A 21,271-nucleotide genomic window follows, 5' to 3' on the forward strand; every position below is an offset into this window, starting at 1 on the left:
ATCCATCGAGGCATACCCTCGACCCGGAATGTAAAGCCCGAGGAGGGTTGGCAAGCGCTTCGAAACATGCTCGCGCCTCCAGGCAGTCCGCTCATGGGCTTGCTTTCGCTCCACCGAACCTTTGCTTCAGATGAGTTCGAGCTTGCGGCTCCGAGGCTGCGCGTGCGCGTCGCGGCAGGGCCGGCATCGGTCAAACGCGTTCTGCACGAACAGGCCGACGCTTACTCGTCTCGCCTGGAAGGCGATCCCGTCGCCGCCCTCTTCGGCCAAGGACTGCTTGTGATCGATGGCCCAAGACACGGTGCTGTGAAGGACGTGATCGTCAGGTCCAGCACGCGCGGCGTCCTCGAGTCGCGCCTCCGGGACACCCTGCCCGCGCTCGACGAGGCGCTTCAGCGCACCCTCGGCCAGGGCACGATATCCCTGCCCGACATGCCGAGGCGCATGACGTGGCGCGCACTGGAGTCCGTGTACTTTCACCATCGCTTGACGCCCGAGGAAGAGCGCGCGTACCTGCCCGATCTCACCCGCCTCGTTTACTACATCGGCCCCGGATGGTGGCTCTTGCTCGGCAAAACGCCCCGGCTGCCCAAGGCGTATCACCGAATGCGCCTTCGCCTTACGGCGATGTACGAAAAAGCGCTGATCCGACGGGACAACGCGCCCATTCACGCCCTCGCTCGGGCGTACGGAGACGAGGAGATGTCGTTCGCCGTGGATCAGCTCATGACGCTTTTGGTGGCGGGGCACGACACCGCCACGTCGCTTCTGTCCTCGCTCCTCATCCTGCTCGCGCATCGTCCCGACCTCCAGGATGCGCTCTGGGGAGAGATTCACGGCGCCACGGGGCACGAGCGGCCGGAAGTCCGCGCGCTCGACCGGCTGCCCCTTCTGGATGCCGTCGTGAAGGAGACGCTGCGCCTCTATCCCCCCATCCATTCCGGATTGCGCTCCGAGGTGGAATCTGGCGATCGCGTCATGGTGAGCTACTTTCTCCTGCACCGCCACCAGGAGCTCTGGCCGGACGCGGACAGCTTCGTCCCCGAGCGGTGGCTGAGCGGCTTGGCCCCGGGCGCCTACACCTACCTGCCGTTTGGGGCGGGTCCGCGATATTGTCCTGGAGCGACCTTTGCGCGCTTGGAGGTCAAGTGGATGTTGGCCCGGCTCCTGCAACACGTGAGCCTTCAACCCACGTCACGCCCGCCGCGCATCGCCATGCGCGCCGCGCTGGAACATCGGCCAACCGTCATCGCGGTGAGGCGCCGATGACCTATTTCGGCTTTCTCCTTCGATTTATCGTCGCCGCCAACGCCGCGCTGTGGGTTGCGCGCGCTGCACGTCGCCGCGTTGGCCGCGAAGGTTGGGTCGCTCGCATGGTACGCCGGTCACCACTTCGCATAACAGGGTATTTCGCTGTCTTGGCTGCGGTGATTCTCCTGTACACGACGCCCTGGGACGGCGCGCTCATCCATCTCGGCGTCTGGGCGTATGCCCGGCAACGCGTGTGGGGGCTGACGCTCGACGGCGTTCCGTGGGAAGAGATTCTTTTCTACCTTCTGCAATCCGCGCTCGTCGCCCAATGCTTTGACCTGGCGACGGCTTTCCGCCCCCGCACCGCATGGGCGAGAAGGCAGCCCGTGGGAAAGCGAGGACATCTGCTTGTCTTCGCGCTTTGGTGGAGCCTTGGATTTGTTGCGCTCGGATCCGTCTTTGTTCTCCTGAATCGTTGGACGCACCTCACGTATCTGGCGATGCTTGTGCCGTGGATTTTGCTGCCACTCGCAGTCCAGTCCTCTTACGGGTTCGACGGAATTGCTGCACAGGCGGGTCCTGTCGCTGTCGCTACTCTCGCACCAGCGTTGTACCTGTCCATTTGCGACGGCATTGCCATCCATAGCGGCATTTGGTTCTTTCATCCCGAGCGCATCACGGACCTCAGACTGGGCGACGTCCCCATCGAAGAAATCCTCTTCTTCTCGGGTACCAGCCTGATTGTCGCGACATCGCTTGCCGTGATCGCGTCGAGGAGGAGTGAGCGGTGGCTCCGAGATAGGCGGGCAGGGAGGTAGGCACATGAATGCATGGATGGGATGGACGCTTGGGCTCGCGGCCGCGTTCATCGTCGGGGCTTGCCCGTTTGCCGTCTGGCTCACGCGCGCAATGGGTAGAGATCCGCGGTCGTTTGGAGACGGCAATCCGGGAGCCGCCAACGCGTTTCGAGCGGCCGGTTTTTGGCCCGGAGCCGCCGTGCTCGTGTTGGACGTCGCGAAGGGATTTGTGCCCGGGTATTTCGCCCTTCGTCACATCCCGACCCATTGGCCCCTCGCCGCGCTTGCCGCCGCCCTCCCGGTGTACGGTCATCGCTTCAGTCCGTTCCTGCGCGGCCGCGGCGGCATTGGCCTGGCGAGCTGGATTGGGTCAGTCGCTGGCTTCCTGGGCCCTCTGGCGGCGGGACTCCTCGGCTGCGGCTTCGCGTGCGGTCTTGCCATCCGGCGCCTGGATCGCGCCCGCACCGTCGCACTCGGGGCGGAGGTGCTGTTGATGGGCATCACGGTCTTGCCCGAGGTCCTCTGGCCGGTGTGGCGGGTTCACTCGCTTTGGTCCGCACGCTTGTTCTGGTTGTTGACAGCGCCGCTTGTGTGGTGGGGATACCGAGTTCGAAACGTTCGGCGGGAGGAGGTGTGAACACATGCACGGACTGATGCTATGCTACGATGGCCTGATTTGCCTCATAGCGCTGTTAAACCGCCTCCTGTGGCCCCGTTTGAAACGGGACAGGGAACACGTCGGGCACAAGGCGGAAACCTTCACGGGTGGACGTGCGAAAAACCTTGCCCGCGTCGCCCTCCTGATTCCGGCGCGGAATGAAGCTTATCAGATTCGGCGGTGCCTCGAGGCCATTTGTACGAGTATCGATTCATCGTTTCGCATCATCGCGCTGGACGATGAATCCACGGACGACACGTGGCGCGTGTTGAACGAGACGAAGGCCGACGTGAATCAGCGCCTGACCCTTCTTCGCGGAGCCACAAGGCCACAGGGATGGCGAGGGAAAAACTGGGCATGCGCTCAACTGGCCGATCACGCCGGAGACGCCGAGATCCTCATTTTCATCGACGCGGACACGCGTCTCGATGCGGCCGCCGTCGTCGAGAACATCCGATCCACCATGCTTGCGCGAGACATCCAACTTCTTTCCGTCTTGCCACGCCAAGAAGCACACGGCCTGGCCGCCTTGCTTGTATATTTGCTCCCTTGGAGCTTGATGGCCCACGTTCCCTTGTTTCTCGGCCGATGGCGCCGAAAAGCCCTCCCGATTGCCATCGGCCAGGTGCTCGCCTTCCAGCGCTCGGCCTATCAGACCCTTGGCGGCCACGCGGCTGTACGCAGCGCCATCGCCGAGGATCTCGCGCTCGCGCGGAAAGTAGCCAGGATGGGCATGAACGCAGCCTTTCTCGATGGGGCCGATATCGCCTCCTGCACCATGTACACGTCCTGGTCTCGGGCGTGGCGCGGCTTCCAGAAAAACTGGTGTTACACCGTCGGCCATCCCCTGCTTTCGTGTCTCGTCTGGGCTTGGCTCACGTATGCGTTCACATGGCTACCCATGTACGGCCTTGCGGAAGCCTGCCTGGGGCATGTCGATCTCGCCGTCCTCTCGCAGTGGCCCGCGCTGCTCTGGATAGGACTCTGCTCCAAAAGATACCTGCAGATGCCGATATGGGTGTTTGTCACGGCGCCCATCAGTGTTGCCCTCGGCTTTGTGCTCGCATGCGATTCGTGGATACACAATGCGCGCAACACGACCCTTTGGTCGTAGACCAGCACACGGCGCGGTAGCAGGTCGTTCCTCACACTGCGTAGTGTCTCAACTGCCACACGCACCGGGATCGTTTGCAGAGCGGGGTCCTTGGTTCATGGTTGTCGTACCAAACGAAATGATGCACGTCGATTTGCCGCGAACCGACGTAAAGATGACCGCATAATACGGAGGTTGAATAGATGTCTTCGCGAACATATTCATCTCTCCTTCGACAAGCACAGAAGTTCGAAATCGCTTCTTTCGCGACATCCACAGAGCAGGCGAGTCACCGCTTTGACGTCAGGTCCTCAACGCGACCCACACCATCCTCTTCCAAGCCGCTTCCGCCCTCACCCATCATCTCTTGTGTACCTCACCTGCTCATAGAGTTCCGTAAGCCTCTGCGCGTGACTGTCCCCATCATCTTGTGCGCGCGCCGCGAACCGCCTCGGCGTCTCGGCGTGCCGGATGGTCACCCCGCGCCGATGCATGGCGAGCAGCCAGCGCTGGTATCGCAAGCGAACCGGGTGATCCGTCGGAACGAAGCGCAGGCTGTCACGCAGGCGCTCGTGCACCGTCGCCACCTGAACCGTATCCCCCGCTTCCCGCGCCTCCTCCCCCGTGCCACCTCGCCAGAGCTTCCACGCCCAGACCGCGATCCCCGCCGCGCACAACGCGATGGCGATGCCCGTGAGCATCCACATGTCGCCTCGAGGAGAGCCTTGCACCCGCGCATTGGCCAAATGGGTGAGGACGCCGTTCCCGTGGGAAGTGGCCAACCATCGGATGTAGGCGTGAAAAGCAATGCCCAACACGTACCCGAGAAACGGATACACAAGCACCAATACCGCCGCTCCCACGCCCACGCCGAGCAGTGCGGCACCCAGGATGACGCCGAAGGGCCCAAGCGTCGCCCTGAGCGCCGCCAGCACCCAGCCCAAGGTGCTTCCCATCCGCTCCACTTCGCGCATGCGAGCGCGCTGAAGCCTCGCCATCCACGCCAAGTGTCCGACGATCACGGCTCCAGCCAGCCACGCCGCGAAACGAAGCGGCGCACGGTGAGCGGCGTGAAACGATTGATCCACCCACAGCATCAGCGCAGCAAGCGTGACGAGGCCGGAATACGCCACGAGCGCAAACTTCGCCGCAGTATCCGCATCTCGACTGGTGATGGCTAGCGTCCAAAGGGCGACGGCCCACGCGCCCGCCATCCCGCCCGACACCGCCATCGCCACAGACCCCACGTGCAAAGCGGCCAAGGCGACATCTGCGCCGAGATAACCCAGCGCCAGTCCGATCACGCGCCTTTGACCGCCGAATTTCCCAGAAGAAATCGCCATGGCGACACAGAGCGCCATCTCCAAGACGCACCAAGCAGCCATCCCCCACAGCGGACTCGGTGAATTCCAGTCGAAGGCCATGGTCACGAGCCAACTCGATAATCCCGCCGTGAGACTCGCCCAAAGGCGCAATGAGAGTGGAAGGTTCGTCCATGCCGCGCTGCGGCGCTCAGATTCAGTGGAACAGGTCGTGATGGCCATCACTCTCACCTCCTTGCTCGCGGAGCTTCGGCCGAACCACGTGGACAGCCTTGCCCATGCGCTCGAGCTGACGAAGAGCCGCCGCGTGGCGCGCGGACTCCCAGGAGCTGAAGAGAATGAGCTCGCCAGGATAAGCGTCTGGCGCGCGGAGCACCGGCAACAGGAGGACCTCCAGGCCATAGGCCGCATAGGGATACGCGTGGGCCAGGAGAGACCGGAGTGCACTGGGCGTGATGCGATCCGGCGCCGATTTGAGCCGTCTCAGGCTCACGGACGCATTGGTCGCGAAGAGGACTTCCGCGCCGCCTCGGTGCAGCCCATCCGCCCATGCGCTCAGCTCATCACAGAGCACTTCGAAGGCCTCGCGATGGTAGCGAAGCCAGTGCGGCTCGCTCACCTGCGCGTTGAGTTTGCCGGAAGGCTTGTGATAGCTTAAATGTTAATCCTAGAGAACGTCTGATTGTTCCGACGCCACGGGATGAGAACCCTTGCAACGCTGACGTGCGACAACCGAACGCGTGGTTCTATTCTTCCAACCGAATCTAAGGAGCTTGATACCGTGACCATGGACAGTTTTGCATTCGTCGAGTCGACGCACCGCGAGACGCTGGCCGTGATCGACAGCGCCACGGATGAGGAGTTCAACGCATCGCCAGGAGCCGGGCGCTGGAGCGTTGCACAAGTTCTGGAACACATTTGGAAAACCGACATGTCCATCATCCCCGTATTCCGGCGCGCCGCCAAGGATCGTCGCCCTTACACCGGGACGCCGAAGGGCGTCGAGCGAGCGGCGGATCGGTCAGTGAAGCTTGAGGCGCCGGAATTCATCCGCCCCTCGGACGAACCGAGGTCGCGCGATGCGCTGCGCCAAGCGCTGGAGGACGCGCGCCGGACGCTCATCGAATCCGCGAGAGCCTTGGGCGGCCCTGAAGAGTTGGCGCGCCTGGCAGCGCCTGTCCCTCATCCGGTGCTCGGGGAGTTATCGCTGCGCGAGTGGCTCGAGTTTGTCGGCTACCACGAGCGACGCCACGTGGCACAGGCTCGCGAAGCGCTTGAGGCTGTGCGCCGCGCGTGAATCATGCGTCGGGCGGCACGCGAGCGAAAGGACATGGGATGAGCATCGTGCCCCCAAGTTGAGCACAGCGCGGCGCAATTCTCGCGTTCACGAAGGTTCACCGGGGCGAGAAGGAGGCGCGAAACTTGGCCCGGATCTCGCGCATGCGGCGGGTGTGATGATGTTCCACCGCATGAAGAAGTTCTCGAAGCCCGACCCACAGGCCGAGATATTCGACGCGAGCGCGGAACGCGTGGACATCCCTCTTGCCCTGGCCAGCCGCATAGTGGTCGAGCACGTTCCGAACGAAGGCTGGCCCGTAATCCCAGTACAGCCCAGCGAAATCATAGGCCGGATCGCCAATCTGCACGTCGCCGAAGTCGATGATGCCAATGGCTTCGGTGACGCACGGGTCGTACAAGATGTGTGCATGCGTGAGATCGCCATGGAGTAACGCCCGCAGAAGGGTGCCGCTGAGGGCTTGGTCGAAAAAGTCCGCAAATCGAGCAAGAACCTCTCGACGCTCATCGTAATCCAGCAGGGGCAAGACGCGATCCTGGATCTCACGCCAATCCTGTTGCCAGAAGGATTCGGTTTGCAAGGCCGGTACACCCTGGGTCTGAAACGCGGAAACATCGGCGTCGTGCAAAATCGTCAAGAAGGAGCCGAGATGCTCGGCAATTCGGTCAGTCGTCGATGCGTCCACGCCGTCCAACAGCGCGGCGCGGAGAGGCTCCCCGGAAATGAATGGATAGCGACTCCCAATGACCCGCCCACGCGCGTCCCTCACGGGACTCGGCCTCGGTACGCGAACGCCCGCTTTTAGGACGCGATCGTCAATGTGGTTGAGCACACGCTGTTCGATGCAGAGCCGCTTTGCGACGCCTGGTCGGCGGGCAAATCGGAACACCCAAGCGCGGTTCACAACCACAACCCAGTGGTCCCACCCTTCGTCGCGAACGTCCAGCCGATCCACAGCGAGACCCGGGAGGTAAGCATGCACAATGTCCAGCCAGTCGCCGGGTACGCCAACCGTCAAGCCTGACACCACCTTGCCGCAGTCAAGCTGCGATATGCACCCGTCTCTGTACGGCCCTCAATGAAAACGGTCTTTAGGGTGTTCATGTCGATCTCTCCGCCGAGCCCAGCGCTCTGCCGAGCGAGACCACGTGAGCGCCTGCAACACATTGGCGAACAAGGATAGGAACCACTCCAACAAGGTGTTCACGAGAAGGACGCTCCTCTCCCGATTTCGGGCCTGCAGCCGAAGTCTAGCCACGAGCGCCAGGATGGAATCGCACAATCTCAAGCACTGAACAACTTTCTTCCATATTGTTTATTGAAGGGCACATGGAAATTGTATTCAATATGCTTCGAAAGGGCATGAAAATTGAAGACATCGCCGAGATGACGGGCCTTCCCAAGCAAGAAATCGAAGAACTTGCTCGAAAGCAGGCGCATTGACACAAATCGGTGCCGACAATCCTTCCCCGGCTCCGTGTAGCTCTGTCCTGTCCTATGGCAGCACCAAATCGGTGTCGGGGGGAACGTGGCCAAGGCGCCGCGCCATGGCGACGATTTGCCCCTTATGGTGGAACTCATGGGTCACTGCGTGTGTCAACAGCCATAGGGCGCTTCACATCTGAACCTATGATTTCTTCCTCCGATGCGAAGGCAAAGACGTTTTGGCCTAACCCAAAACGTCCAAACCAATACACATAACAGTCTGCCACGTGGATGTGCGTTCTGATGATGCTGCCGCTTCCGAAGCCAAGGAGGGCCGTATGAAGATGACGCGCTGGGATTTGCTCTAAAAACTCAAAAAGTGCTTCTCTGGTGGCACGAATCCATTCATATTGCTGCCAGAGCACATTCACGACCCTAGCCCCCTCTGTGTGCGATTCGTTCACAAACCGGCGCGCTTTCTGAGCACACCCGCCTGTCCTCACGCTCTTCACACATTCCTGGCCGTCGGACTTGTCACAAGTCCTCCCTTGATCCGAACGAACAGGGCTGGCGCGCTCACGAGCGTCAGAAGGCCAGCGGTGACAAACATCCATTGAACCGACAGAAACGAGGCGCAAACGGCGAGCACAGCACTTCCCACTGCCTGACTTCCGACTTCGACGGTGGAAAAGACGGACGCAACCCGCCCAATGACCTCGTGGGGAAACGACGCTAAGACATACGATGGAGCCAACACATTCTGCGCAGCTTGCAACACGCCCATGACAAACATGCTGAGCATCGGGATCCAAACGGAGTCAAACACGCCTATCGCCAGCACGCAGAGACCAAGCAAAACGAAGTCGATGAGAAAAACCAGGCTTACGCCATACCGTTGCGCAACTCTGCGAAACAGCTTTGTCCCCAGCATTCCCGCAACCATGGCCCCGACAGAAAGAAGATGAGCAACAGGCGCGTGGAAGCCCATCACGCTTGACTTTGTGCACGCCTTCGGCGAGATCGTGGAAGAAACCCCAAACCGTACGACGCCGCTCACCAGCCCTTTTCGCCAACATGGCAAAGGGAGAAAAAGATACAGGGCTCCTCCAATGACGAACGATAACCCGTCCAGCAGTGCGATCTCTCGAATGCTGAACCAAAGAATCGAGCTTGCCGCGAGCAAGCGCCCAGCCAGCCGAATGCCAGACACGACACCGTGAAGAATGCCGATGAACTGGGCCCGCTCCTCGGGCGTGATGATCCCAGCCACCACGTTGATGGCGCTCCCGCGGACGCCTGCGCCACGAAAATCCCTCCCGCTTCGCCACGACGAGGTATGCCTTTGCAGCGGCGCAGTCTGGCCTGTCTCGCAGGGTCGGACATTGCCATAAAGGATCAGGCGCGCCAGGCAAACTCGTCGAAATCGACAAAAGCGTATGACGATTCATCTCGCATCTTGCATGCCTGCAGCGCACAAATCTGCCATTCTGCATGCAACCATACCTCAAACTGAGCCAAGAGGCAATCCGCCATGGGTCGTCCATCGAGCGCGGCGCCACGCACGGCTGACCGGGCTCTCGCAACCGGGCACCTATCCCCGCCCCGTCGACCCCCTCATCAACACGGTAGACGGCACGACGAGGACCTCCGCAGTTACTTCTTCCCCCGCAGGCGAGCGATGATGATCCGCCCTGCCGCTTCGCCCATCTCCTCCACGGGCTGGCGGACGCAGGTCAAGGGTGGATCGACGAGATCGGCCCAGTCCGGCTGGTCGAAGGTTGCAATGCCGAGCTGAACCGGCACCTTGTGGCCGAGCGCCCGAAGCGGCCGGTAGCACTCCATCAGCACGAGGCCATTCGCGGTGTACACGGCGGTACGCGCCTTGCGCGCACACGCATCCACGCGGGCGAGCGCTTCGTGGAAGGAAGCCGGATCGCCGCGCCGCACGCGCATCACCACGGGCTCTCGCAGCGCCACGCGGCACGCGTCCAGATACCCTTCCAGGCGATCCGTCCGCGTGGGAATCCCGCGCTCGTCTTCCGTCAGGTACACCACGCAGTCGTAGCCGAGGTCGAACAGCTGCCACGCGATCTCGCGCGAAGCGTCGCGGTTGTTGGTGCCGATGGCGTACGCGTGTGGCAGGGCGAAGGCGCGATCGACCAGCACCACCGGCATCTCGCGCGCCAATTCCTCCAGGTAGTCGTTGTTGGCGCCACTCGTCTGCACCGCGATGGCCTCCACGCGGTTGGCGACCAACGACTCGATGAGCTGTCGCTCCCGCTTTGCGTCGCCCTCGGACTCGGCCACCATGAGATGGTACCCGGCGTCGCCGAGCGTCCGCGAGAACGCGCGCAGAAAGCCGACGCAAAACGGATAGCTCATGTTGACCACTATCGCGCCCACGGTCTCCGTCCGCTGCGCCTTCAGCCCCTTGGCAAGCGCGTTCGGCCGGTAGCCGAGTTCCTCGATGATCGCGGCAATCTTTTCTCGCGTTTTCTCGCTCATGGATTCGTAGCGCCCGTTCAAGTAGCGCGAGACCGTGGTGACGGACACCCCGGCCGCTCGCGCGACGTCCTGGATGGTGGCCCGCTTTGGCACGCTGTGCCTCCTCCCCCATGCAAAAGGCGGTGGCGCGCCGCCACCGCCGTCCTGACCTCCGATCACGCCCGCTCGACCGCGTGACCTCCGAACTCGTTGCGGAGCGCCGCCTGCACCTTGCCGCTGAACGAGTCGTCCTGCATCGAGCGGTAGCGCATCATGACCGAGGTGGCGATGACCGGCACGGCCGCCTGAACCTCGAGCGCCTCCTGCACCGTCCACTGCCCCTCGCCGGAGGCGTGCACCACTCCTTTGATCTTCTCCAGCCGCGGATCCTCACGGAAGGATTTTTCTGCCAGTTCCATGAGCCAGCCGCGAATGACCGATCCGTTCGACCAGCAGCGCGCGATCTCGGCGAAATCGTAGTCAAACGGCCCCTTCTCCAGCACTTCGAACCCTTCGCCGATGGCCGCCATCATGCCGTATTCAATGCCGTTGTGCACCATCTTCGCGAAGTGGCCGCTCCCGGCGCGCCCCGTGTACACGTAGCCGTTCGGAACGGCCGTGTCGCGGAACAGCGGCTCGATGGTCTTGAACACCTCCGGGTCTCCCCCAATCATGTAGCAGGCGCCGTGACGCGCGCCTTCCATGCCGCCCGAGGTGCCGACGTCGAAGAAGTGAATGCCAAGCTTCTTCAAGTCCTCCGCATGCCGAATGCTGTCCTTGTAGTGGGAGTTCCCGCCCTCGATGATGATGTCGCCCGACTGCAGAAGCGGCTTCAGCTGATCGATGAGGTTGTCCACCGGCTTGCCGTGCGGGACCATGAGCCAGACAATCCGCGGCGGTGTGAGTTTCGACACGAGGTCGGAAACAGAAGTGGCCGGCGTCGCGCCCTCTTTGGCGACGGCGTCGACCGCCGGCTTGTGCAAATCGTACGCCACCACCTGGTGCCCGTGGTCCATCATGTTGAGCGCCAGATTGTGGCCCATCTTGCCGAGACCAATGAGGCCGACCTGCATCATAGAACACCCTTTCCTGCTCCACACGTGAGATCTATTTCTCTTGCCCCCACTCAGTGTTCCGGCTGAGCCGGCCATGTATGCGAGCCGGGGGCCCTACGGAGATGGTGTTCTCAAGTGCGCGGCCTAGAACCGAATGGCCGTCTCCAGCGCGATCTCGACCATGTCCCCGAAGGATCGCTCTCGTTCTTCCGCAGACGTCTCCTCGCCGGTGAGGACGTGATCGCTCACCGTCAGAATCGACAAGGCCCGCGCGCCAAACTGGACGGCCAGGGTGAATAGTTCTGCACTCTCCATCTCCACCGCTAGCATACCGAATTTCGCCCAGCGCTCCAAATCCGCCGTCCCATCGGCGTAAAATAGATCCGTTGTCATGACGGAGCCGACGTGGATGGATGTTCCTTTCTCCCGGGCGATCTCGTACGCGGTCCGCAGCAGATCGAAGTTCGCCGTGGGCGCATACTGCACGTGGCCAAACCGGAGACGATTGGGCGCACTGTTGGTGGAGGCGCTCATCGCGAGGATGACGTCGCGGACGCGGACCTCGGGTCGGATGGCGCCGCAGGTACCGACGCGGATGAGCGTCTTCACGCCGTAGTCCGCGAGGAGTTCGTGCGCGTAGATACTGATGGACGGCACGCCCATGCCTGTGCCCTGCACGGAGACAGGCACGCCCTTATAGCGGCCCGTGTAGCCGAACATGCCGCGCACCTCGTTGTAGCAGACGCTACCCTCGAGGTAGGTGTTCGCGATATACTTGGCCCGAAGCGGATCGCCCGGAAGCAGGATACGCTCGGCGATCTCGCCCGGCTTCGCGCCAATGTGCGTGCTCATGGAACATCCTCCCTTTCTTCTGATGCCATCATATCACGCGGGCCATCGGGGCGCATGCTGGATCGCGTGAAGCAAAATTCGAACGTGGAGAGGAATCATGACGATGCAGACGGCTGAAGAGATCATTCGCTATATTTCGGAAAGCAAGAAGAAGACGCCTGTGAAGGTGTATCTGCGCGGCAAGCTGGACCAAATCGCGTTTCCCGAGGGCCTGCGTCCGTTTGTCGGGCCCACGTCCGGCGTGGTATTCGGCGAGTGGAGCGACGTGCAGGCGTTCCTGCAGCAAAACCGCGAGCTCATCGAGGACTATGAGGTCGAGGCGGATCGCCGCAACAGCGCCATTCCGCTCTTGGATCTGAAGGACATCCCGGCGCGCATCGAGCCGGGCGCCATCATTCGCGACAAGGTGAAAATCGGTGAAAACGCCGTCATCATGATGGGCGCCATCATCAACATCGGCGCGGAGATTGGGCCTGGCACGATGATCGACATGGGCGCCGTGCTCGGCGGGCGCGCCACGGTGGGCGCTAACTGCCACATCGGCGCGGGCGCTGTGTTGGCCGGCGTCATTGAGCCGCCGTCCGCGAAGCCGGTGGTCATCGAGGACAACGTGCTCGTCGGCGCCAACGCGGTCATCCTCGAGGGCGTGCGCGTGGGCAAGGGCGCGGTCGTGGCCGCGGGCGCGGTGGTCATCGAGGACGTGCCGCCGGGAACCGTGGTGGCGGGCGTGCCCGCCAAGATCATCAAGCGGATTGAGGACGTGGAGGCGAGCAAGATCGAAATCAAGGAAGAGCTGAGGCGCCTGTGATGACGTGGGACGTGTATGAAGCGAGGCGCGCCCTGCACCAGATACCAGAGCCCGGGTTTCGTGAGTTTGAGACGCAGAAGCTTGTGCTCTCGTATCTGCAGGCGCTGCCGCAGGATCACCTGGAGATCCGCACGTGGGAGACGGGCGTGATCGCGCTCGTGAAGGGACACAGTCCGAAGCGGCGCGTGGGCTGGCGCGCGGACATGGACGGGCTGCCCGTGGCGGAGGAGACGGGCGTCCCGTACGCGTCGCGCCATGAGGGCATGATGCACGCCTGCGGGCACGACGTACACATGGCCGTCGCGCTCGGCCTCGCCCAGCACTTCGCCCATAACCCTCCGCCGGACGATCTCGTCCTGGTGTTTCAGCCCGCTGAGGAGGGCCCGGGCGGCGCGCAGCCGATGCTCGCGAGCGAGGCGTTTCAGGCCGTGCGGCCGGAGATGATCTTCGCCCTGCACGTGCAGCCCGACATGGCTGTAGGCGAGATTGGAATCCGACCCGGCGTCCTGTTTGCCAACACGTCCGAGCTGTTCATCGATCTCGTCGGCCAAGGCGGCCACGCGGCCTATCCGCACCGGGCCAACGACATGGTGGTGGCAGGTGCACACCTTGTGACGGCGCTGCAGACCATCGTGGCGCGAAACGTGGATCCGCTGGACAGCGCGGTCATCACCGTGGGGCGGCTGGAATCGGGCACGAAGATGAATATCATCGCGGAGCGCGCGCGCCTCGAGGGCACCATCCGGGCACTCAACGCGGCCACCATGCCCCACCTCAAGAACCGAATTGAGGCGGTGGCAGCGGGGATTGAGCGGATGTTTAACTGCCAGGCCGAGATCGACTACGGCGCGAATTACTACCAGGTGTACAACGACGAGCGCCTCACCCGCGGCTTCATGCGGTTTGTCGAGGAGGCCGGGCTCGCCCAGGTGCAAGAAGTGCCGCCCGCCATGACAGGCGAGGATTTCGGCTACTTTCTGCGCGAAATCCCGGGCTTCCTGTTCTGGCTCGGCGCGGCCACGCCGTACGGCCTGCACCACGCCAAGATGCTCCCGGACGAGCGATGCATCGACGTGGCGCTGCGCGTGCTCATCCCGTACTTCGCCGAGCGGCGGTACGAGGGTTGACGTTGTTACAGCCAGTGCAGGACTACGTATCTGTACAGGTCAAAGAACAGCAGAATGACCGCAATCAGCGCAAACAGCACGGCGCCGACGGCGACTCGGGTTCGCCTCGATTTGGTACGCATGCCATCGCCTCCAGCGGACGGGTTCGCCCATAATGTGGGCTGCACGCGCCCTTTTCATGCGATCCCGCCCGCCGCGGCCATCTCGTGCGCCCAAGCCCCATCCTACCGGCGCTGCCCCATGCCCGTCCGCTTCGAGCAGCCTCACCCTTGCCGGCGCCGCTCCACGAACCGCGCGATGCGGCCGAGCGCTTCCTGCAACGCCTCCGGAGGACACGCGAGCGAAATGCGCACATATCCCTCGCCGCAATGCGTGAAGCACGTCCCGGAGACGAGCGCCACGTGCGCCTCCCGCGCCAGCGCCTCGCAGAAGGCGTCAGATGTCATGTGGAGCGCCCTCGGCAACTCTGGAAAGACGTAAAAGGCCCCCGCTGGTTCCACCACCGGCACGCCCATGGCCCGAAGTGCCTGCACGGCGAGAGCGAGATTCATGCGATACACCTCTCGCATCGGCCGACTGTCCTCGTGGCCGCGGGTCAGCGCTTCAAGCGCCGCCATCTGACTGATGCTCGACGGGCAGCTCACGCTGAACTGCGCGGCTTTCGCCATTTCCGCAGTGATGGAAGCCGGCGCGAACGCAAACCCAATCCGCCACCCCGTCATGCTGTGGGACTTCGACAGCCCGTGAATGACGAGGGTTCGATCCCGCATCCCCGGCATGCGCGAGATGCTGGCAGGCGAGCCGTCAAACTGAAGCTCGGCGTAAATTTCGTCCGACAACACGTACAGATCCCGCTCCACGCAGATCCGAGCGAGCTTGGAAAGCTCGTCCTCGCTGTAGACGGTGCCGGTCGGATTGGCGGGCGAAGCGAGAATGAGCAGTTTCGTGCGCGGCGTGACGGCCTGCAGAAGGGCGTCCGGCGTCAGGAGAAAGCCCGTGGCCCGCGTGTCGACGAAGACGGGGTTTCCCCCTGCCAAACGCACGGCGCCCTCATAGCCCGGGTAGGCAGGTGCAGGAATGATCACCTCGTCGCCTGGCGCGAGGAGCGCCCGCATGGCGATGTCAATGGCGTGCGTGGTCCCCACGGTGACGAGCACCTCGCGGTCCGGATCATATCGGTGTCCGGTGAAGCGCTCGTAGTAGGCAGAGGCGGCTTCGCGCAGCGGGCGGATGCCGCGGTTTGGGGTGTACGACGTGAAGCCCTCGTCAATGGCCCGCTTGGCCGCCTCCGCAATGTGCGCAGGTGTGGGAAAGTGCGGCTGGCCAATGGTGAGGATGATGGCGTCCGGTTCGTCCGCGACGAGATCGGCAAATCGGCGCATGCTGGCGAACACCAGTTGGCGCGTGCGACCTGAGAGTTCCTGCATGGATGTGGCCTCCTTGATGGACACGTTGCCAGCTCCATCATACCCCACCGACCCCGTTTGCGACGCCCCTACACTGCGTTGACCCATCTGCTGTCATATGGTAAAGAGAAAGCAACGAATGGTTGAGGAGGTAGAACCATGTCCTCCGTGGTGCGCAGAACGCCCTGGGCAGCGATGGCGGCCTTTTTCGCAGCTCAAAGCGCCATCACGCTCGCCCTTTACCTTGTGTGCGGCGTTCTGTCGATTCTGACGATTCCACTGACAGGATCCTACGGCTACGCCATCTCGGGCCCTGTCACCTTTGCGCTGTACGCCCCCATCTGGGGTATCATTTGGTGCGCCTCCTACCAGAACAGCGGCATGCAACACTTCACAGCCAAGCTCGCGGCCGCCACGCTTCCACTCGTCGGCCTGACCGCACTGTACCTTGCATTCCACCCAAGGCCCGATGATCGCCTGATGATCCCCATTCTCCCGCAGGACATCCATTTTCAATTTGCGGCTCTCATGACGCTCACGCTGCTCTTCCCCTGGTACGCGGTGGTGTGGAGGAAGAGCCTGGCCAGCCTCCGCCGCGCCTCGCGGTTTACAGTGCTCATGATGCCGACCGCCATCGCAGGCGCGCTCATCTATGCCGCAAGTTACACCATGCTACCCGCGAACTGGTGACCGGCGTGGAAGCCCCACCCAGAGGGTTTTCGCCAAACTGTTTTGAATACGGGTTAGATAGCGAGCTTTGCAAGACTCGCTCGTTCCACACCGCACCATCAAAAGGGGGATCTGTGCGTGATGAACACCAAGGCATGGAAAGCGCCAGCTTTGGCAACCGCATCGCTTCTCGCGGCTGGAGCACTGGCGGTATGGCCGCACATCTCGGCAGCACCTGTAGCACCCGCCATCTATCACGCGCCGCGGCAAGCGCTGTCACCGAACACGGCGCCGAAGCCCAACAGTATCCAGGCGTCCAGTTTCGGCTGGTCCGCCTCGAACTGGTCCGGGTATGCGGTCACCGGCAGCACGTACAACGACATCACGGGCAACTGGATTGTGCCCGCGGTGAGCCCCTCCAAGAAAAATACGTACTCATCCAGTTGGATTGGTATTGATGGTTTCAACAACAGCGATCTCATCCAGACCGGCACCGAGCAGGACTATGTGAACGGCCACGCGCAATACGACGCCTGGTGGGAGATCCTCCCCGCGCCTGAGACCGTCATCTCCTCCATGACCATCGCACCGGGAGATCACATGAGCGCTCACATTCACAACAACGGCAACGGGACCTGGACCATCACCCTGACCGACGTCACGCGAAACGAGACGTTTTCGACCACGCAGTCGTACTCGGGCCCCGGCTCCTCCGCCGAGTGGATCCAGGAGGCGCCTGAGATTGGCGGCCGGATCGCCACCCTCGCGAACTACGGCGAGACCACGTTCGATCCCGGCACCGTGAACGGCGGCAACCCGGGCGTGACGATGTCCGACGGCGGCTACATGGTGCAAAACAACGCGGTGGTTTCGGTGCCATCCGCGCCCGACTCCGACACCGACGGGTTCAACGTCGCGTACGGTTCCAACCAACCGAGCCCGCCCGTATCTTGATGGCCTCGTCGAGATGAGATTCTGCTCCGACAAGCATGTCGCGCCCCGGTCGGTCTGCAACCCGACCGGGGCAGTGCCATCCGGATGAACCACGTTCCCCACAAGCACACCGTCATCCCGCGCGCCTCATGCCACCTCCGACGCCTTTGCCTGCTGAGGGATCCACGTCGGCCTCACCAGGATGCAAATCAGCGCCGCCGTCACCACGATTGCAATGAGGCAAGCGGATGCGACGAACAGCACCTGGATGGATAGCCACTTCAGGAGTGCCCCATCGACCGCGTATGAAACGAGCCCGAGCACGATGGCTGCGGTCCATAAAATGGACATCACGGACGCGAGCGAAGACCCGCGAAACCAAATCTGGATGAGCGAGATGGACTGAATGTTGACCCAGACGAAGGCCGCCATGCTGAGGGCCATCAGGCAGGCACACCATGCGACGTGCGGATAGAGCGGGATGAGGAGCCAAAACAACGTGCCCAAGTACAGGCCGCCCAACAACAGATGCACCGACACGCGAAATCGGCTTGTGAACGTCAGCAGCAACATGCCCGCGAGCGATCCGGCCGCAGCCTGACGAGGCCGGGATGTGGGAAGAACCAGGCTCGTGAACAGATACAGTGCCGCGACGATGGGGCAGGATGCCCAATAGGCGACCTTGGTGACGACGGGCGCCAACACAAAACTCGCGACCATGCGCCCCACCTGGCTTGTTCCCTGGATCAGCGCGTTGGCCTGCTGCCAGGACTCCTCAGGAAGAAGTTGAGGGACCGCCGTACCCACGGCGGGGAAATACACGCCCTCCGTGAACGCCATTACGATGATGAAAGGCATCACGATCCAAAGGTCCGTGCGTGGAAACGAGACGGCCAAGGCGACGCCGGCAGCCATGAGGGCAGCCACCGGAGAAGCGCGGCGCATCACGGCCACGGCAGGACTGCGCTTGTTCCACCACGCGGACGACGCTGAACCGACGACCCGCGGGATGGAGGTCAACGTCATCAAGAAGCCCGCGCCCTTGCGCTCCATGTTTCAGCTTGCTATATTCTCAGTGGAACCTTTCGAAATGGTGGGTTCTGTTTGCCATGCCTTCACAATCGAAGATGTTCCGCTGTGCGACTGGCGGCTTAGCGTGGAGCACCACGAGGGAGCACAGCGATATCTGCCGACCGCCTGGGCCCGACGCACCCAGGCGGTCGTTTGCATTTTCGCGAGAGGCCAACGCCGGCTAACCGACCCGCTCGTTACCAATGCTAATCCCAGGAGGTTGTCCGCCATGCCGAAACCGTTGCTTGGCCGTCCCGTCGCCAAAGCGTTGTCCCACGATGTCAGGAAGACCGTGGAGACCTGGAAGTCGCGCGGCGTGCAGCCGAAACTCGTGACCCTGCTCGCCAATGACGATCACGCCGCGAGCGTGTACGCCAACCAAAAGAAGCGCATCGCGGAGCGGCTCGGCATCCAGTGCGACGTGATCGAGCTGCCGCAACAGTGCGAGACGGAGGCGATTGTGCGCGAAATTCAGGCGCTGAACGACGATCCGTCCGTCCACGGCATCATGATTGAGATGCCGCTCGCGCCTTCGGTCGACGTGCAGCGCGTGGTGGGCGCGATTCACGCCTTGAAGGATGTGGACGGACTGTCGCCGTGCCACTCCTTCGCCAAGCCGACGCCGGAAGCCGCACTCTACCCCGCGACGCCGCTCGCGTGCATCCGCCTGCTCAAACACTATGGCTACGAGCTCAAAGGTGCCGACGTCACGCTCGTCGGCTGCGGTCAGACCGTCGGCATGCCGCTCTTGCACCTGCTCATCGCCGAAGGCGCGACCGTGGCCGCGTGCCACGAGCACACGCGCGATGTCCGCGCCCATTTGCGCGACAGCGAAATTGCCATCGTTGCAGTGGGAAAAGGCGGCCTGCTCGGCCCTGACATGGTGCACGAGGGCCTGACCGTCGTCGATGTGGGTATCTCGCAAGGGGAAAACGGAGACGTGCAGGGCGATCTCGCGCCGGAAGCCGCGGCGAAGACGAAGGCCTACACGCCAACGCCCGGCGGCGTGGGCGCCGTCACCACGGTGCAAATCTTCGCCAACCTCATGCACGCCATGGAGCTCCAGGAAGCCGCAGGCATGGTGTAATCGCCTCGGTGCCAGGTGCAGGGCCAACGCGGCCCTGAGAGCGACCTGCCGATCTCGCCTGACACTTGGAAGCCTGGAAGCTCAGCGCGGAAAGATAAACCACCTCGTCACGTTCATGTGCACCCACGCGCCCGGGGACCAGCGATGGCGATCCGCGTTCGGGACGTGAACTTCCCACACTTCGCCATCGTTCGTGCGAATCCAGCACGCGCTGTACGAGCCTTTGAAGGCGGATCGCACCACCTGCGCGTGCGCTTCGCGTTCGCTCGCAGGCTGAAGCTCGACATCCTTGGGGCGCACCACCACGGCCACCTCCGAACCATCAGACACGGCGGGATCGACGGGCAGAGCCGCGCCCGCCACCTCGATTCGGCCGTTTTGCACGGCGCGCGTCAACACGTTGGACTCCCCGATAAAGGAGGCCACGAAAAGCGTCCCAGGCTTTTCATAAACCTCTTCCGGCGTCCCGAACTGTTCGACGTTCCCCTCGTGCAGGACGAGCACCCGGTCCGCCACTTCCAGCGCCTCCTCCTGATCGTGTGTGACAAATACGCTCGTCACGCCCATTTCATCGTGGACCTGGCGGACAAACGTCCTCAGTTCACGCCGAATCTGGGTGTCAATGGCGGCGAACGGTTCGTCAAAGAGGAGCACCTGCGGGCGAGGAGCCAGTGCCCGCGCCAAGGCCACGCGCTGCTGCTGCCCTCCCGAAAGCTCGTGCGGAAAGCGATTCGCATACGACTCCAGCCGCATGAACCGAAGGAGTTCCCTTACGCGCGCGTCCATCTCGTCCTTCGGAACCGGTTTTCCCTGAGGCCAAAGGATACGTTGTCATAAACGGTCATGTGCTGAAACAGCGCGTAGTTCTGAAACACGAGCCCCACATTTCGCTTTTGAGGGGGCAGATCCGTGACCCGCTTGCCCCCAATCCACACATCGCCCTTGGTTGGACGTTCGAGTCCCGCGATGATGCGCAGGATGGTGGTCTTTCCGCTTCCGCTCGGACCCAGCAGTCCCACCATCTCTCCCTCGCGAATTTGGAAGGAGACCCCTCGGACGGATCGCGCGCCGCCTGGGTAGATTTTTTCAACGCCGACGAACTCAATGGTCACGCAGGTTCCTCCCCCCTGCACGCTTCAGGAATTGCAACAACAGGATGAGTGCAAACGAGGCCAGCGCCAAAAGGGCGGACACCGCATAGGCAGCCTGCATTTCGTTGTTGACGGAGGCCTGATACACGAACAGCGTCGCGGTCTCGGTCACCATGACGATGCTGCCAGACACCACGAGCACCGCCCCAAATTGACCCAATGAACGGGCCGTGGTGAGGGCCAATCCGTACAAGATGCTCCACTTCAATTGGGGCAGCCACACGCGCCACAACGTCCGCCACGGCGATGCGCCGAGCACGTACGCAGCCTGTTCTTGCGTATCACCGATGGCGCAAATGGCTGGCACGGTTTCATGCACGATGAAGGGAAGCGTCACGAAGATGGTCGCGAGCACCATACCCGGAAAGGCAAATGCAACCTTCACATGGATGTGCAACAGGAATGCCCCGACGAGCGCGTTCGGCCCATACACGACGATGAGTGCCAACCCCGCGACGACCGGAGATACGGACAGCGGTAGTTCCACCAGCCACTGCACCATCCACCAACCTGGTGCGCGTCTGGCAATCCAAAACGCCATAGGAAGGCCGAGCACCAGGTTGGCAAGCAGAGTCACCCCGGTGATTTCACCCGTCATTCGAAGCGCGAAGAGCGCCTCCTGCGAGGTCACGCTCTGCCAAAATGGGCCCCAGCCTCCGGCCAAGGCGCCTACGAGGACCGCGGCGAACGGAACCCCCACCAGGAGCAACAGCCACACATACGCTATCGAAGTCCCGACAACCGTCCAAACCTTAGACATGTCATTATGATGACATCATGACAAG

The 21,271-nt window shown here is 62.5% G+C and carries 22 protein-coding genes, 1 pseudogene and 1 riboswitch; of the genes and pseudogenes, 10 read left to right on the top strand and 13 right to left on the bottom strand.

Annotation, left to right across the window (positions count from 1 at the left end):
* Nucleotides 1-66 precede the first annotated feature (66 nt).
* The 4 genes from TC41_RS14660 to TC41_RS14675 are packed head-to-tail and all read left to right on the top strand — an operon-like array spanning nt 67 to nt 3,820.
* The gene (locus TC41_RS14660) at nt 67-1,269 is read left to right on the top strand and encodes a cytochrome P450 (protein ID WP_014465846.1); all 1,203 of its coding nucleotides are present in this window, start codon (nt 67-69) and stop codon (nt 1,267-1,269) included.
* Nucleotides 1,266-2,069, top strand: coding sequence for a lycopene cyclase domain-containing protein (locus TC41_RS14665; RefSeq protein ID WP_081462298.1), 804 nt, complete (start codon nt 1,266-1,268; stop codon nt 2,067-2,069). The genes TC41_RS14660 and TC41_RS14665 overlap by 4 nt, the downstream gene beginning before the upstream one ends.
* Before the next feature lie 4 nt (nt 2,070-2,073).
* Nucleotides 2,074-2,685 carry a glycerol-3-phosphate acyltransferase gene (locus TC41_RS14670; RefSeq protein WP_014465848.1) on the top strand — a complete coding sequence of 204 codons (612 nt, stop codon included), beginning with the start codon at nt 2,074-2,076 and terminating at the stop codon, nt 2,683-2,685.
* Between the two features lie 4 nt (nt 2,686-2,689).
* Nucleotides 2,690-3,820 (top strand): glycosyltransferase, encoded by a 1,131-nt coding sequence (locus TC41_RS14675; protein ID WP_081462299.1) that lies wholly within the window; start codon nt 2,690-2,692, stop codon nt 3,818-3,820.
* 332 nt (nt 3,821-4,152) lie between these two features.
* On the opposite strand, the gene TC41_RS14680 is transcribed toward TC41_RS14675, so the two are convergent.
* Entirely contained in the window at nt 4,153-5,343 is a 1,191-nt protein-coding gene (locus tag TC41_RS14680; RefSeq protein WP_041695538.1) for a DUF4129 domain-containing protein, read from the bottom strand.
* Nucleotides 5,318-5,740, bottom strand: coding sequence for a hypothetical protein (locus TC41_RS14685; RefSeq protein ID WP_014465852.1), 423 nt, complete (start codon nt 5,738-5,740; stop codon nt 5,318-5,320). Before TC41_RS14685 ends, TC41_RS14680 begins: the two co-directional genes overlap by 26 nt.
* A 168-nt stretch (nt 5,741-5,908) precedes the next feature.
* Here TC41_RS14685 and TC41_RS14690 point away from each other — a divergent pair, with 168 nt between their 5' ends.
* Nucleotides 5,909-6,418, top strand: coding sequence for a DinB family protein (locus TC41_RS14690; protein WP_014465853.1), 510 nt, complete (start codon nt 5,909-5,911; stop codon nt 6,416-6,418).
* 97 nt (nt 6,419-6,515) lie between these two features.
* Here TC41_RS14690 and TC41_RS14695 read toward each other — a convergent pair whose 3' ends face one another.
* The 6 genes and pseudogenes from TC41_RS14695 to deoD all read right to left on the bottom strand — a co-directional run bounded on the left by TC41_RS14695 (nt 6,516) and on the right by deoD (nt 12,234).
* Nucleotides 6,516-7,445, bottom strand: coding sequence for a phosphotransferase (locus TC41_RS14695; RefSeq protein WP_374952876.1), 930 nt, complete (start codon nt 7,443-7,445; stop codon nt 6,516-6,518).
* Between the two features lie 468 nt (nt 7,446-7,913).
* Nucleotides 7,914-8,307: pseudogene (locus TC41_RS14700) on the bottom strand (DinB family protein).
* Nucleotides 8,308-8,351: 44 nt separating this feature from the next.
* Nucleotides 8,352-9,116, bottom strand: a complete 765-nt coding sequence (locus TC41_RS14705; protein WP_014465857.1) for an MFS transporter — start codon at nt 9,114-9,116, stop codon at nt 8,352-8,354.
* Between the two features lie 380 nt (nt 9,117-9,496).
* Nucleotides 9,497-10,441, bottom strand: a complete 945-nt coding sequence (locus TC41_RS14710; RefSeq protein ID WP_014465859.1) for a LacI family DNA-binding transcriptional regulator — start codon at nt 10,439-10,441, stop codon at nt 9,497-9,499.
* Nucleotides 10,442-10,503: 62 nt separating this feature from the next.
* Nucleotides 10,504-11,400 (bottom strand): phosphogluconate dehydrogenase (NAD(+)-dependent, decarboxylating), encoded by an 897-nt coding sequence (gene gnd, locus TC41_RS14715; RefSeq protein ID WP_041695966.1) that lies wholly within the window; start codon nt 11,398-11,400, stop codon nt 10,504-10,506.
* Between the two features lie 126 nt (nt 11,401-11,526).
* Nucleotides 11,527-12,234, bottom strand: a complete 708-nt coding sequence (deoD, locus tag TC41_RS14720; protein ID WP_014465861.1) for a purine-nucleoside phosphorylase — start codon at nt 12,232-12,234, stop codon at nt 11,527-11,529.
* Between the two features lie 97 nt (nt 12,235-12,331).
* On the opposite strand from deoD, the gene dapD reads away from it, so the two are divergent.
* Nucleotides 12,332-13,042, top strand: a complete 711-nt coding sequence (gene dapD, locus TC41_RS14725; protein ID WP_014465862.1) for a 2,3,4,5-tetrahydropyridine-2,6-dicarboxylate N-acetyltransferase — start codon at nt 12,332-12,334, stop codon at nt 13,040-13,042.
* The gene (locus TC41_RS14730; protein WP_014465863.1) at nt 13,042-14,169 is read left to right on the top strand and encodes an N-acetyldiaminopimelate deacetylase; all 1,128 of its coding nucleotides are present in this window, start codon (nt 13,042-13,044) and stop codon (nt 14,167-14,169) included. Before dapD ends, TC41_RS14730 begins: the two co-directional genes overlap by 1 nt.
* Before the next feature lie 263 nt (nt 14,170-14,432).
* Here TC41_RS14730 and TC41_RS14735 read toward each other — a convergent pair whose 3' ends face one another.
* Nucleotides 14,433-15,596, bottom strand: a complete 1,164-nt coding sequence (locus TC41_RS14735) for an aminotransferase class I/II-fold pyridoxal phosphate-dependent enzyme (protein WP_041695540.1) — start codon at nt 15,594-15,596, stop codon at nt 14,433-14,435.
* A gap of 138 nt (nt 15,597-15,734) precedes the next feature.
* On the opposite strand from TC41_RS14735, the gene TC41_RS14740 reads away from it, so the two are divergent.
* Together TC41_RS14740 and TC41_RS14745 are read left to right on the top strand one after the other, a co-directional pair.
* The gene (locus tag TC41_RS14740; RefSeq protein ID WP_041695541.1) at nt 15,735-16,265 is read left to right on the top strand and encodes a hypothetical protein; all 531 of its coding nucleotides are present in this window, start codon (nt 15,735-15,737) and stop codon (nt 16,263-16,265) included.
* 120 nt (nt 16,266-16,385) lie between these two features.
* The gene (locus tag TC41_RS14745; protein WP_148260283.1) at nt 16,386-17,198 is read left to right on the top strand and encodes a G1 family glutamic endopeptidase; all 813 of its coding nucleotides are present in this window, start codon (nt 16,386-16,388) and stop codon (nt 17,196-17,198) included.
* 126 nt (nt 17,199-17,324) lie between these two features.
* On the opposite strand, the gene TC41_RS14750 is transcribed toward TC41_RS14745, so the two are convergent.
* Nucleotides 17,325-18,203, bottom strand: a complete 879-nt coding sequence (locus tag TC41_RS14750; RefSeq protein WP_374952877.1) for a hypothetical protein — start codon at nt 18,201-18,203, stop codon at nt 17,325-17,327.
* A 103-nt stretch (nt 18,204-18,306) separates the two neighbouring features.
* Nucleotides 18,307-18,387: riboswitch (ZMP/ZTP riboswitch) on the top strand.
* Nucleotides 18,388-18,477: 90 nt separating this feature from the next.
* On the opposite strand from TC41_RS14750, the gene TC41_RS14755 reads away from it, so the two are divergent.
* The gene (locus tag TC41_RS14755) at nt 18,478-19,335 is read left to right on the top strand and encodes a bifunctional 5,10-methylenetetrahydrofolate dehydrogenase/5,10-methenyltetrahydrofolate cyclohydrolase (RefSeq protein WP_014465869.1); all 858 of its coding nucleotides are present in this window, start codon (nt 18,478-18,480) and stop codon (nt 19,333-19,335) included.
* A gap of 81 nt (nt 19,336-19,416) precedes the next feature.
* On the opposite strand, the gene TC41_RS14760 is transcribed toward TC41_RS14755, so the two are convergent.
* From TC41_RS14760 to TC41_RS14765, 3 genes are read right to left on the bottom strand one after another with little or no spacing between them, the layout of a single operon-like run.
* A complete protein-coding gene (locus TC41_RS14760; protein ID WP_237699974.1) occupies nt 19,417-20,088 on the bottom strand; it encodes an ABC transporter ATP-binding protein in 672 nt (223 codons plus the stop codon).
* Nucleotides 20,089-20,105: 17 nt separating this feature from the next.
* Nucleotides 20,106-20,447 (bottom strand): ATP-binding cassette domain-containing protein, encoded by a 342-nt coding sequence (locus tag TC41_RS16975; protein WP_014465871.1) that lies wholly within the window; start codon nt 20,445-20,447, stop codon nt 20,106-20,108.
* Complete coding sequence (locus TC41_RS14765; protein ID WP_041695542.1) at nt 20,437-21,246, bottom strand: ABC transporter permease subunit; 810 nt, start codon at nt 21,244-21,246, stop codon at nt 20,437-20,439. The genes TC41_RS16975 and TC41_RS14765 overlap by 11 nt, the downstream gene beginning before the upstream one ends.
* Nucleotides 21,247-21,271: the final 25 nt, after the last annotated feature.

This window comes from Alicyclobacillus acidocaldarius subsp. acidocaldarius Tc-4-1 (genome assembly GCF_000219875.1).
GTDB lineage: Bacteria > Bacillota > Bacilli > Alicyclobacillales > Alicyclobacillaceae > Alicyclobacillus > Alicyclobacillus acidocaldarius_A.